Raw genomic sequence first — 13,141 nt, 5'->3', positions numbered from 1 at the left:
TGCAACTTGTGCCCTGCAACTGCACCTCTCAAATCTTAAATAGCAAATTCATTTCCTCATCGAAGAGGCCCTCACCTCCATTGTTGTTTTTAATTCAATGGTTTTATACTGGTGATGCAGCATATTGTTCTCAATCATGGTAATAAGCAGCCGGGCTGCCGACTGGCCGATGTCGAAAGTGGGCTGATGTATGGCCGTTAAAGGCGGATCAATAAAACGGCAGACAGGATTATCAAAAAAGCCCGCCATTGCAATATCCGCAGGTATCCGGAGCTCCATTTCTTTTAATACCTCAAAGCAGTCAATAGCAATTCTTTCACTGGTAGCCAGCACGGCATTTGGCTTCGGACCGTTCTTAAATAATTTAACGAGTGCTTTTTTAATGTCCGCAAAATCAAAATCGCAATGCAGTATCCATTTTTTTTCAACAGGTATCTTATATTTTTTCAGGGCTTCCATATATCCTTTCATCCTGTTTTTGGTAACCGATAAATAGGGTGCCATAGTAAGATGGGCTATACGCCGGTAGCCCTGCTCTATAAGATGGCAGGTAGCGTTATAAGCACCACCCGCGTCATCGGTAACTACGCGGGGCGTATCTATTTCATCACATATCCTGTCGAACATAACTACCGGAACGCCCTTATCAATAAGCTCAGCCAGGTGAGCGCCTTTTTTTGTTTCATTGGAAACAGAAATGATCAAACCATCTATCCGGCGCGATGCCAGCAGGTTAATATTGGTTACTTCCCTTTCGTATTTTTCATGACTCTGAAAGATCACCACATGATAGCCCATATTATAAGCAATATCTTCAATACCTGCTATTACGGCCGAACAAAAGTAATTGGCGATCTCGGGAACGATAACGCCTATTACTTTACTCCTTTTTTCTTTTAAGGAAAGCGCAATCGGGTTGGGTGTATACTTCAGCTCTTTAGCCAGCTCCTGCACTAATTTCCGCGTATCATCATTAATTTCAGTACTTCCCCTTAACGCACGGGAAACTGTAGACGCCGAAATACCCAGCTTACGTGCAATATCTTTTATGGTTACAGGCTGTGCGGTTTGCATAGGATAAAGATATACTGCCTTTGTCATTCATGCGTATATTTACCTGCAGGAATAAATCTTTTCTAAATTATTAGCCCTTTGGCTGAAGTAAATGTAATGCAAACGTTGCCGGGAACGAGTGCGGCAAACAGGATAGTCATTCATCAACGCCACCTGTTGGAAAGAACATCCTATCTCCTTATTTTTACCTTAACATTAATTTTAAAGAACGGTTGTTGATTTTGCAGCGATTGCTTTTTGATTACATATGAAAATAAAATTGCCCTTAGCCATAGCTATGCTGATACTATGGTATTTACCCGCAACCAGAGCCCAGGTTATTGCCAGGCTAACGCTTCCCGCTGTTGAAAACAGTATCAGCGCGCCTGTGTATATTAACCTGGATGCCATAACCGGCCTGCCGGATTCCCTGTTATCGCTCCGCGAAATCACAGGTAAAACCAGCACAGCAGTAGCTTTCCAGGTTGAAAACAACTATCACCGCTACCTGTGGTGGATGGTGAGCAGGAAAAGCGGCGCTGCAAAAAGAATTTTTGAACTGGTTAAAATAAGCCGTCCTTCCCCTCCTGCAGCAGCTTCTTTGCAATTAACTACAAATGATAAAGCCGTACTGATCAAAGAGAACGGTAAAAATGTACTGCAATATAATTTTGCTATACAGTATCCTCCTGCCGGCGTAGATTCTGTTTTTAAACGCAGCGGCTTCATTCATCCTTTATGGGCGCCTTCCGGAACGGTGCTTACGCGCATCAATCCGCCCGATCACCACCACCACATGGGCCTATGGAACCCCTGGACACATGTGCTTTTTGAAAATAAGGAAGTGGATTTCTGGAATATAGGCGATAAAAAAGGAACGGTTCGGTTCAGGAACTTCATTTCAACAAATAACGGTAATGTATATGCGGGATTCAAGGCCCTGCAGGAACATGTGGCTTTTAACCTGCCCGCAGCAGGCATGGAAAAAACGGCAATGAATGAAGTTTGGGATATAAGAGTGTATAATACCGGGAACAATATGTGGCTCTGCGACTTTACTTCCATTTTGAATTGCGCCACCGACAGCCCTGTTACCCTAAAAGAATACCGCTATGGCGGCTTTGGCTTCAGGGGTACGGAAGAATGGAATAACGCCAATAGCAAAGTCCTTACATCTGAAGGTAAAACACGAAAAGAAGCCGATGCATCTACCGCCCGCTGGTGTATGATTGACGGCGACCTGGAGAAAGGACATGCCGGCATTTTATTCATGAGCTTCCCTGCTAATTACAATTTCCCCGAACCCATGCGGGTTTGGCCCGTAGACGCTAATAAAAGGGGCGATGTGTTTTTTAGCTTCAGTCCAACCCGCAATAAAGACTGGGCGCTTCAACCGCAAAAAAACTATGTGCTGAAATACAGGATGCTGATTTATGATGGAACGATAACACCGCAGCAGGCGGAAGAAGCCTGGAAAAGCTTTGCGCATCCACCGGAGGTGAAGGTGGAAAATGTGAAAATCTGAAGAATTTGAAAATCTGAATATGAGGAATATTGCGGTCGGTACGCGATGCAGGAGCGTCAGACCGCATGGAAATACCAGATAAAGTATAAGTTGAAATATAAAAATATGACTAAAAAAAGCTTGCTATTTATTACATGTATATGCCTGGCATTATTTGCTGCAGCGCAAAACAAATCAAAGGGTGGCTCCAAAGTGAACTGGAAAAAAGTGAATGTGCTGGTATATACCAAAAACGGGAACGGCTATGTGCATGAAAACAGGGCAGCCGGTGTAGCCGCCATTCAGCAACTGGCGAACCAGTATGGTTTTTCTGTAACGGTATCTGAAAACCCGTCCGACTTTACAGAAAGCAATCTGAAAAAATACAGCCTGATTATATTCAACAATACCAATAATGATGTTTTTGACACCGATGAACAAAGAGTGGCATTGATGCGCTACGTGCAGGCAGGTGGCGGATTTGTGGGCATTCACTCCGCAACCGGCACGGAAAGAAACTGGCCCTGGTTTAAAAGATTAATTGGCGCTTCATTTTTGCGCCATGCGAAGCATCAGTCTTTCAAAGAGATCATCATTGATGCAGATCATCCTTCTACTTCATTTTTACCTAAGGTGTGGGAGAGAGATGATGAATGTTACTTCTTTAAAGAATACAACCCCGATATTCATGTATTAATAGTGCATGATCTTGCCCCGCTGGATGACAAAGATAAGCCAACCTATTATGGTGGCACTTCTTCTCCTTCGGTATGGTGTCACCAGTTCGATGGCGGCAGGCAATGGTATACTTCATTGGGACACGACATTGCTACCTACGCCACAGCCGAATTTCAACAACATATTATGGGCGGCATTATATGGGTTGTTGACAATAATAAGCCGTTAGATTATTCAAAAGCAAGGGCAAAAAGCCCGGGCGATCCCCTGCCCTATTGATGACGCAGATCAACTGGAAATTTTTAGAGCTAATATGAAATAAGAAACGTTCAATAAAAAACAGTTATCATGAGCAGAAAAAAAACAATATCCTCAAGAAGAAATTTTATTAAAAACACGCTAAAAGGTGCGGCAGGCACTGCTATGCTTGCCCATATACCTTCTATAGTACCTGCATCAGTATTGGGAAAATACGCGCCGTCTAACCGTATTAATGTAGGCGCTATCGGCAACGGAAGAATTGCCCGCGACTGGGATATTCCCGGCGTAATAAAACAGGATAGTGCAAGAATACTGGCGGTATGCGACTTAGACAGCAACAGGGTACAAAGCGCTAAAAAATTAGTGGATGATTATTATATAAAAAAAGGCCAGTTGGGTTACAACAGCACAAAAACCTATGAGCACTACGAAGAACTGCTGGCCAATAAAGACTTAGATGCCGTAATTATTGCAACGCCCGATCATTGGCATGTGCTTCCTGCTATTCACGCCGTGCAGGCAGGTAAACACGTGTATATGGAAAAACCCGCTTCCCTGTGCATCAGCGAAGGAAGAATACTGAGTGATGAAGTAATGAAGTCGGGATGCGTACTTCAGGTGGGCAGCCAGCAACGCTCCATGCCGCAATTTAAGAAAGCCTGTGAACTGGTGCGCAATGGCCGCATAGGAAAACTACATACCATTTATGTAGGGCTTCCAATTGACAAACCGGAAGAAAGCACCGTGGAAAAAGAAATGCCGGTTCCGCCAAACTTAAATTATGAAAAATGGCTGGGTGCCACACCATACGTTCCCTACACCGAAAAATTAGTACATCCGCAAAAAGATTTCTCCCGCCCCGGATGGCTGCGCTGCGAGCAGTTTGGCGCAGGCATGATCACCGGATGGGGCGCTCATCACTTTGATATTGCCAACTGGGGAATGGGAACAGAAAATACAGGCCCCATTGAAATATCAGGTAAGTCTGATTGGCCTGCTAAAGAAGCTTTGTGGGATGTGCATGGCAATTACAAAACGGAAAGCCTGTTTGTAAATGGAGTAAAAGTATTGGCCAGCAATGACTATCCCAATGGCGTAAAATTTATGGGCACCGAAGGATGGATATTCGTTACACGGGGCAGTTATTCCGCAACAACCAGCGATCCGGTAGTAAAAGGCAAAAATGCAAAAGCGCTTGATGCAAGCGATCCAAAAATCCTTACATCAGTCATTGGCGAAAATGAAATTCATCTTGTTGACAGTAAAGATCATCATGCCAACTGGCTGAACAGCATCATTACCGGAGTGCCCAATATTGCACCAATAGAAGTAGGTCACCGGGCATGCTCGGTTTGCCTGCTGAACCATAGTGCCATGAAGCTGAACAGGAAACTATACTGGGATCCCGTAACGGAACGCTTTAAAAATGACGATGAAGCCAATGCCATGCTTGTGCGTTCACAAAGATGGCCGTACCAGATTGAAAAAGGGTTTAATGTAAGAACGATGATATAATGTTTGAGATTTGGAATTTGAGATTTGAAATTGGAATACAGTTTATGGTTTGGGGTTTATTGTTTATGAAGGTGCTGAACGATTGCCCGCCCGTGTTGTAAGGATATGGACGGGGATATATTCTAAAGAAGATTGGGAAGTACCAATAGCCTGAAATTATTCTGCAGCACCGTCCTTCGCCACAAGGAGAAGGATAAGAGCCCGCCCGAACAACGTTCAGCCGGGCGGGGATGAGGCTAAAGAGGACATGTGGTAATTTGAAAATCAAGAAAGGGTTACAGCTTTGTTTGGCTATATTCTAAGCTGAAGTGGAAGAACCACAAGTTTGAAATTATTCTAAAGCGCCGTTCCTCTCTGCTGTGCGGAGAGGAAAAGAAGGTGAGGTAAAACAACACTATGCAACGATATACAACCATACTATTTTCGGCTTTAATGATAGGAGCAGCGGCCTGCCAGTCTTCAGGCGATAAAAAAGATGAATCCATAAAAGACAGCAGCATGGTGAAACTCATCACACTCGATCCCGGCCATTTTCATGCCGCACTGGTGCAAAAGGTGGGCTATCCCGGTGTAGATACTACCGTGCATGTATATGCGCCGGATGGACCGGAACTGCAATCTTACCTTAACCTGGTGAAACAATATAACCAAAGGACGGAAAATCCCACGCACTGGAATGAGCAGGTATATACGGGAACTGATTTTGCCGAAAAGATGCTGGAGGAAAAGAAAGGCAACGTAGTGGTACTGTCGGGCAACAACCGGTTAAAAACAGATTATATACAAAGGGCTGTAGCTGCCGGGTTGAATGTGCTGGCCGATAAACCCATGGTCATCAACAGTACTAATTTTACCAAACTGGTACAGGCATTTGATGATGCGGGAAAGAAAAATGTGCTTCTTTATGATATTATGACAGAGCGTTCGGAAATTACCAATATACTGCAGCAGGAACTGATGCATATGCCCGGCTTGTTTGGCGAATTACAAAAAGGAACGGAAAAAGACCCTGCCGTTATGATTGAAAGTGTACACTACTTTTTTAAAAGCGTATCGGGTAAACCATTGGTGCGGCCGGAATGGTTTTTTGATGCAGCGCAGCAGGGAGATGCCATAGCCGATGTAGGAACACACCTTGTTGATCTTGTACAGTGGCAGTGTTTCCCCGGAGTGTCACTGGATTATACAAAAGATATTCAGATCAATACTGCCCGCGTTTGGCCAACGCCTCTAACCTTGTCGCAATACGCATCCATTACAGGTAAAAACACTTATCCCGAATTTTTGAAAACAGATATCGTTAAGGATTCCATTTTAAATACGCATGCCAACGGCGAAATGAATTATACCTTAAAAGATATTCACGTTAAGATCATTACCCGCTGGGATTATAAAGCCACTGAAGGCGGCGACACGCATCATGAAATCATAAAAGGTACCAAAGCCACACTGGAAATACGCCAGGGCAAAGCAGAAAATTACAAACCCATGCTATACCTTATACCTGCCGGTGATAAGGATGACGATTTTGGCACAGCGGTGGAGGAAGCTATAAGAACCATTGCCGCAAAATACCCCGGTGTAACCATCGAAAAACAGGGCAGGGAATGGAAAGTAATTATTCCCGCATCCTACGACATAGGGCATGAAGCCCACTTTGGACAGGTAATGGAAAGATATTTACAATATATAAAAGAAGGTAAGCTCCCGGAATGGGAAGTACCCAATATGACAGCAAAGTATTACACTACAACTAAAGCATTAGAAATAGCAACAAAACAATAACTGCCTTTTAGTTCAGGTATACATAATAGCCGCTAAAGACGTTCCGGGAAAAAACACTATATGTGCCGGGTGGCGGAGCTTTGCCCTTTTGAGCCGTGGTTATTGTCTGCACTAACCACTTAAACCGGGTGAAGTAAAAGACGAACAACATTGATCTAACTCATTTTTATGACAACAACCAACAAGTTTCATTTAACAGGAAAAAAAGCATTGATCACCGGTGGCAGCAGGGGACTCGGATTTGCTATTGCAAAAGCATTTATTGAATACGGCGCAGAAGTGATTATTACAGGCAGGAATAAGGAACACATGAACAAAGCGTGTAAGGCGCTGGGAGAAAAATGTAAAGGATTCATTTTTGATCTTAACAATTTAGGAGGCATCGGAACATTTGTTTCTACTATAGAAAAAGAACATGGCGCTATTGACATACTGGTAAACAATGCCGGTATTCATTTAAAAAAAGATGCGCTGGAAGTAAGTGATGAAGAATATGAAGAAGTGATCCGCATTAACCAGCAGGCCGTATTTGCACTAAGCCGGGAGTGTGCAAAAAAAATGGTAACACGCAAAAAGGGAGTGATCATTATGATAAGCTCTATGGCATCGCAGTATGGTATACCAAAAGTAATTGCATACACATCAGCAAAATCAGCGGTAGAAGGAATGACAAGGGGGCTGGCGGTAGAGCTGTCTCCGTTGGGTATACGGGTAAACTGTATTGCCCCCGGTTTCATTGAAACGGATATGTCTTCCAAAGCGCTCAATGGCGATAAAGAAAGAAAGCAACGGGTTTTATCCCGCACACCCATGGGCAAATTAGGGACACCGGAAGATATAGCGCATGCGGCAGTGTATTTATCATCTGATGCGGCAGCCTATATTACCGGCATAGTGCTACCGGTAGATGGAGGTAATGCTATTGGATTTTAGAGGAGGTATCAGGTATGAGGTATCGGGTATGAGCCGACAACTTTGAGCTATCAGCCTGCCAGGAAGAAAGAAAATTAATAAACTAACGATATACCGTTGACTGAGAAAAGCGCCAAACCAAAACCAATTATTAATAACTAACAAAACTTGCTATTATGAAGGAGAGAAAACTTCGCAGGCTGCCGGTGCTTTTATGCATCCTCCTGCTTTGCCAGTGGCAAACTACCCTCGCACAGGATATTACTGTGCAGGGCAGGGTAACCACGGCCGAGCGCCCCAATGGCGTTCCCGGAATTTCCGTTAGCGTGGAGGGTTCCACTAATGGTACTACCACCAATGATGAAGGCAGATTCCGGTTAACCGGAGTACCCGGCTCAGGGAAGCTTGTATTTTCATCGGTTGGCTTCAAAACACAAACCATTGCCGTAAAAGGCCAATCAAATATTAACGTGGAGCTGGAAGCAGCAGAAGCTTCCCAGTTAGAACAGGTGGTGGTGATTGGTTATGGCACGGCCAAAAAGAAAGATCTTACAGGAGCCGTGTCTTCAGTAAAGGCCACCCAGTTGGAAAACGAAAGACCATCATCCATCCAGGATATCTTACGCGGAAATATTCCGGGTTTGAATATCGGGTTTACCGCTTCTCCCAAAGGAGATGCATCGCTGGAGGTAAGAGGAAAAAACACGTTGAATGCAGGCTCCAGCCCGCTTATTGTGTTAGATGGCATTATTTATTATGGTGCGTTGGCCGACATTAACCCCAATGATATTGAAACCATTGATGTATTAAAAGATGCAAGCTCTGCAGCAGTATATGGCGCAAAAGCGGCCAGTGGCGTAATTCAGGTTACCACCAAAAAAGGGAAAACAGGCAAACCGGTTATTAATTTCAATGCAAGCACCGGGCTTGCTACCATGAGTGTTAATGAAAGAGTGTACAATGCCGAGGAATTTTTATATACCTGGAGAAGAAACGCGCAATACAGCACGAACATTGCAAAAGCTAAACCTTACCAGTTTGATGATCCCCGCCAATTACCATCAAGCATACCCGTAGCCGACTGGCTGGCTTACGACAATTCTAATCCTACTGCCGACCCCCTCACCGTTTGGCTGCAAAGATTAAACCTGCAACCGGTTGAAATTGCCAATTACAAAGCCGGGCGTACACAAAACTGGTACGACATGATGTTTCATAACGGCCAGCGCCAGGATTATAATATAAGCCTTTCCGGCAGGCAGGACAGGATAAGCTATTACTGGTCTATGGGCTATATGAAAAACGAAGGCGTTGTGGTGGGTGATGATTATAATGTAATGCGCAGCCGTATTAATATAGATGCTAAAGTAACCGACTTCCTAAGTGTGGGTACCAATACGCAATTTAGCGTAAGAGACGAAAGCGCCGTTCCGGTAGACTGGACGCTGATTACAGCAAATTCTCCCTGGGGTTCTTTCTGGAATAACGACTCAACCGATTATCGTTACAGGCCCAACGATGAAGCCAGCGGCGGAGCAAATCCCTTTTCCGTTCCAAAATATACCGATCGCCTGAAAAAGTATTACACCCTCAATTCCAGTATCTATGCAAAGGTTTCACTGCCATTTGATATAAAATACCAGCTAAACTTTACACCACGGTTTGAATGGTATAATTATTTTAACGGGCAGTCTTCAAAATACCAGGACTGGACAAATGTTGGAGGTATTGCAACAAGAGAAAACCGCAATATCTATCAATGGCAGGTAGATAACCTGCTTACCTGGAGTAAAAATATTGGCAGGGATCATCATGTAGATGTAACCTTATTGGCCAATGCGGAAAAATACAAGGTATGGCGTAACAAAGTGGTGGGCACCGGCTTTCAACCCAGTGATGTACTGGGCTACCACAATATGGGAGCCGCAACCATTACCGTTCCATGCAATACCTGTGTGTACAGCGATGAGGGCGATGGTACCCAGTTCGGAGATGAGGTGAGTACCGCGGATGCCTTAATGGCCCGTTTATTTTACTCGTATAAAGACCGCTACATGCTTACTTTAACGGCAAGGCGCGATGGCTACTCAGCGTTCGGACAAAGCAACCCGAGAGCTACATTCCCTTCTGCGGCATTAGGCTGGGTTTTCAGTGATGAACCATTCCTGAAATCCAACTGGTTGAATTATGGCAAACTGAGAGTAAGTTATGGGCTCAATGGTAACAGGGACATCGGGCGTTACGTGGCGTTAGCTGATTTGCAAACCGGGAAGTATTTGCACGTACTGCCCAACGGAAATATCCAGCAGGTATCGCAGTTGTATGTGAATAACATGCAGAATAAATTATTGAAATGGGAAACTACTACCGCTTTTAATGTGGGACTTGATTTTGCCCTGCTCAATAACAGGATAGATGGAAGCATTGATGTATACAAAAGCAAAACAAATGACCTGCTGGTTAAACGCACATTACCCGACATCCTGGGCTTTAGTTTTGTTTGGGACAACCTTGGGCAGGTTGATAATAAAGGAATAGAAGTAGGTCTTAACTCCAGGAATATTCAGAGAAATAATTTTACCTGGAACACCTCATTGAACTTCTCTTTGAACCGCAACAGAATCGTGCATCTCTATGGCGCTAAAACGGATATAAAAGACGCCAATGGAAATGTGATAGGGCAAAAAGAAGCGGATGATAAAGCCAATAAATGGTTTATAGGCCATCCATTAGATGCGATATGGGATCAAAACGCATTAGGTATCTAGCAAACCGCTGAATTTGACCAGGCACGTGCATATGGTGTTTACCCCGGCGATTTTAAGATCAAAGACGTAAACAATGACGGCAAGTATACTGATGACGACAGGGAGTTCCTGGGTTATACCGAGCCACGCTTCCGGTGGACATTACGCAATGAGTTTACTTTCTTCGAGAACTTTAGTTTTTCATTTATGATGTATTCGTACTGGGGTCATATGGCCACCTATAACCAGGCAAAGAACAGGAGCAATGCGTTCCCTGATCGTGTAAATTCCTATGCATTCCCGTTCTGGACAGCCGACAACCCAACAAACGACTACGCCCGGCTGGCTTCAAATGATGGGAGTGCGAGTTACAGCGTGTACCGGAAAAAATCATTTATCCGCTTAGACAATGTGGCGCTTGCTTATGCAGTTCCAAAAGCCCTGCTGAAAAGGATCAGCACGCAGGACCTGAAATTCTTTTTCACTATAAAAAATGCAGGAATGTATGCACAGCAATGGACATACTGGGATCCGGAAAACAGTGGTCCTACGCCACGGATATATACATTGGGCTTAAATCTTACTTTATAAAATCTTTTCGTGAAGTAAAGAATTGAGTACTATATCCAATCACTACATAAATATCAGAAAATGAAAATAATATATAAACCTGCATTATCCCTGGTGGCAATTGCGATAATTACATTGATGGGTTCCTGCAAGAAAGACTTTTTAGCACCGCAACCATTATCTTTTTATACGCCTGAAAATACGTTTAATACGCCCGAAGGGTTAAAAAGTGTTTTAGTGGCATGCGAGCGTAATTTGCGTTACGAATGGTTTGGAGATGGCGCTCCTATTATTACGCAATTGATTTTTTCGGAGATGGCTATTGAAGGCACCACGGATAAATCGGGACCGGCGCAGGACTTGAATTTGCAGATTACCCCTACCGCACAATTAAACCATACGGATTTTAACAGGATTGGCTGGTACTGGTACGAGGGTTATAAGGGTATAAAATACGCCAATACAGCCATATCTTATATTGATCAGCCTAAATGGAAGTCAGAAGAAGAAAAAAATGCCGTACTGGGAGCAGCTTATTTTCACAGGGCTTACCGGTATTATATGCTCACCAATGAATTTGGTGATGTTCCCACGGTAATGAAGGAAGTAACAGCACCCCGGCTTGATTTTTACTCGGTAAAACGGGAAGTGATCCTTCAAAAAATGAAGACAGACCTGGAATTCGCGGAACAATGGGTTCCGGCAAAAGCCAGTGGAGGCGAGGTAACCAAAGGCGCCGTAAGCCATTTGCTTACCAAAGTGAACCTTGCATTAGGGAACTTCGATGACGCTATTGCATCGGCCAGTCGCGTTATAGATGGCGGCGTACATGCCCTCATGACCCAGCGGTTTGGCGTTGATAAGGGTGACGCTTCTAAAAATGTAATCTGGGATATGCATCGTCCGCTTAATAAAGCAAGAGCAGAAAACACCGAAGCCTTAATGCTGGTGATAGACAGGGACGGATATAAAGATAATGGTGATTTCGCCGGTGGTGGTTCTACCATGCGGCAGGCCGCACCTTACTGGTTTTCCAATAATATTATTACACCCGGAGGCAACAGGGGAACAACAGATGCTTTAAAAAAGAATAATCCCAATATTGATTATGACCAGGCCACTAATTTTGGCAGGGCCATAGGGCGTTGCCGCGCCACCTGGTACAGCACGCATACTTTGTGGGACGATCCGAACGATCTGCGTCATGCGCCGGGCAACTGGATGCGGATGGAAGACCTGGTATACAACAACCCCGCATTAAAAACAATGAATCCTCCCGACCCTTATTACGGAAAACCGCTGCAACTCTACAATTCTTCCGGCGGTATTCTTTGTGCCGATACCATCAGAAGCTGGTTCGACTGGCCGCATTACAAATTATACATTCCGGACATTGAAAATGCAACCCCCAGCGGCGGACATACCGACTGGTATGTATTTCGCCTGGCAGAAACCTATTTACTGAGAGCTGAAGCCTATTACTGGAAAGATCAGAATGACCTTGCCGCTGAAGACATCAATAAAGTAAGAACCCGTGCAGGTGCAGCACCCATAACTGCAGCAGAGGTAAATATCGGCACTATATTAGATGAACGCGGCAGGGAATTGTATTACGAAGAACCACGCAAGGTGGAACTTACCCGCATATCGTATTTGTTTGCCCAAACCGGAAAAACTGCTTACAATGGCAAAACCTATAACCTGCAAAACTTCACTACCGATAATTTCTTTTATGACCGGATCATGGAGAAGAATAATTTTTATAACAAAGGCGTGGTAACCAATCATGGCGACAGGTATACAATGAGCCCATACCATGTGCTTTGGCCCATACCCCAGGGCGCCATAAACAGTAATGTGGAGGGTATATTAAACCAGAATGAAGGTTATGACGGCTTTCAGAATAATGTGCCGCCTTTGACAGAAATACCAGCGGAATAATTCCATGACTCCTGACTATACTGAAAAGCGGAAGATCAAATCTTTCGCTTTTCACTTTTTAACGTATATTTCCGCACAATGTTGAAGAGGCTGTCCCGAAAGGGCCGGTTTAGAAGATATGCCACTAAGACTCAAAGACACAAAGTTCTGAACTTCAGGTTTTATTTTCTTCGCG

Annotated in this window: 9 protein-coding genes; 8 read left to right on the top strand and 1 reads right to left on the bottom strand. The window is 44.2% G+C overall.

Features of this window, described 5'->3' with window-relative positions:
- Positions 1-48: 48 nt before the first annotated feature.
- The gene (locus VL121_RS20920) at positions 49-1,101 is read right to left on the bottom strand and encodes a LacI family DNA-binding transcriptional regulator (protein WP_325408564.1); all 1,053 of its coding nucleotides are present in this window, start codon (positions 1,099-1,101) and stop codon (positions 49-51) included.
- Between the two features lie 220 nt (positions 1,102-1,321).
- Between VL121_RS20920 and VL121_RS20915 the strand changes: the two genes are divergently transcribed.
- The 8 genes from VL121_RS20915 (at position 1,322) to VL121_RS20880 (ending at position 12,966) form a co-directional block, all read left to right on the top strand.
- Positions 1,322-2,578 (top strand): DUF6807 domain-containing protein, encoded by a 1,257-nt coding sequence (locus VL121_RS20915; protein WP_325408563.1) that lies wholly within the window; start codon positions 1,322-1,324, stop codon positions 2,576-2,578.
- 105 nt (positions 2,579-2,683) lie between these two features.
- Positions 2,684-3,514, top strand: coding sequence for a ThuA domain-containing protein (locus VL121_RS20910; RefSeq protein ID WP_325408562.1), 831 nt, complete (start codon positions 2,684-2,686; stop codon positions 3,512-3,514).
- Between the two features lie 69 nt (positions 3,515-3,583).
- A complete protein-coding gene (locus VL121_RS20905) occupies positions 3,584-5,011 on the top strand; it encodes a Gfo/Idh/MocA family protein (RefSeq protein WP_325408561.1) in 1,428 nt (475 codons plus the stop codon).
- Between the two features lie 396 nt (positions 5,012-5,407).
- Positions 5,408-6,796, top strand: a complete 1,389-nt coding sequence (locus tag VL121_RS20900) for a putative oxidoreductase C-terminal domain-containing protein (RefSeq protein ID WP_325408560.1) — start codon at positions 5,408-5,410, stop codon at positions 6,794-6,796.
- Positions 6,797-6,964: 168 nt separating this feature from the next.
- Positions 6,965-7,729: an SDR family NAD(P)-dependent oxidoreductase gene (locus VL121_RS20895; protein WP_325408559.1), complete on the top strand. Its 765-nt coding sequence runs from the start codon at positions 6,965-6,967 to the stop codon at positions 7,727-7,729.
- A gap of 155 nt (positions 7,730-7,884) precedes the next feature.
- Positions 7,885-10,476, top strand: coding sequence for a SusC/RagA family TonB-linked outer membrane protein (locus VL121_RS20890; RefSeq protein WP_325408558.1), 2,592 nt, complete (start codon positions 7,885-7,887; stop codon positions 10,474-10,476).
- Positions 10,477-10,662: 186 nt separating this feature from the next.
- Complete coding sequence (locus VL121_RS20885; protein WP_325408557.1) at positions 10,663-11,046, top strand: hypothetical protein; 384 nt, start codon at positions 10,663-10,665, stop codon at positions 11,044-11,046.
- 60 nt (positions 11,047-11,106) lie between these two features.
- Positions 11,107-12,966 carry a RagB/SusD family nutrient uptake outer membrane protein gene (locus VL121_RS20880; protein ID WP_325408556.1) on the top strand — a complete coding sequence of 620 codons (1,860 nt, stop codon included), beginning with the start codon at positions 11,107-11,109 and terminating at the stop codon, positions 12,964-12,966.
- Positions 12,967-13,141 lie beyond the last annotated feature (175 nt).

The organism is Agriterribacter sp. (genome assembly GCF_035497235.1).
Taxonomy (GTDB): domain Bacteria; phylum Bacteroidota; class Bacteroidia; order Chitinophagales; family Chitinophagaceae; genus Agriterribacter.
The sequence above is the reverse complement of the archived record's forward strand: the minus strand, read 5'-3'. Positions and strand labels throughout refer to the sequence as shown.

Excerpts from the sequence above, each read along its gene's own strand:
- VL121_RS20920 (WP_325408564.1), bottom strand. The coding sequence starts at position 1,101 with ATGACAAAGGCAGTATATCTTTATCCTATGCAAACCGCACAGCCTGTA.
- VL121_RS20915 (WP_325408563.1), top strand. The coding sequence starts at position 1,322 with ATGAAAATAAAATTGCCCTTAGCCATAGCTATGCTGATACTATGGTAT.
- VL121_RS20910 (WP_325408562.1), top strand. The coding sequence starts at position 2,684 with ATGACTAAAAAAAGCTTGCTATTTATTACATGTATATGCCTGGCATTA.
- VL121_RS20905 (WP_325408561.1), top strand. The coding sequence starts at position 3,584 with ATGAGCAGAAAAAAAACAATATCCTCAAGAAGAAATTTTATTAAAAAC.
- VL121_RS20900 (WP_325408560.1), top strand. The coding sequence starts at position 5,408 with ATGCAACGATATACAACCATACTATTTTCGGCTTTAATGATAGGAGCA.
- VL121_RS20895 (WP_325408559.1), top strand. The coding sequence starts at position 6,965 with ATGACAACAACCAACAAGTTTCATTTAACAGGAAAAAAAGCATTGATC.
- VL121_RS20890 (WP_325408558.1), top strand. The coding sequence starts at position 7,885 with ATGAAGGAGAGAAAACTTCGCAGGCTGCCGGTGCTTTTATGCATCCTC.
- VL121_RS20885 (WP_325408557.1), top strand. The coding sequence starts at position 10,663 with ATGATGTATTCGTACTGGGGTCATATGGCCACCTATAACCAGGCAAAG.
- VL121_RS20880 (WP_325408556.1), top strand. The coding sequence starts at position 11,107 with ATGAAAATAATATATAAACCTGCATTATCCCTGGTGGCAATTGCGATA.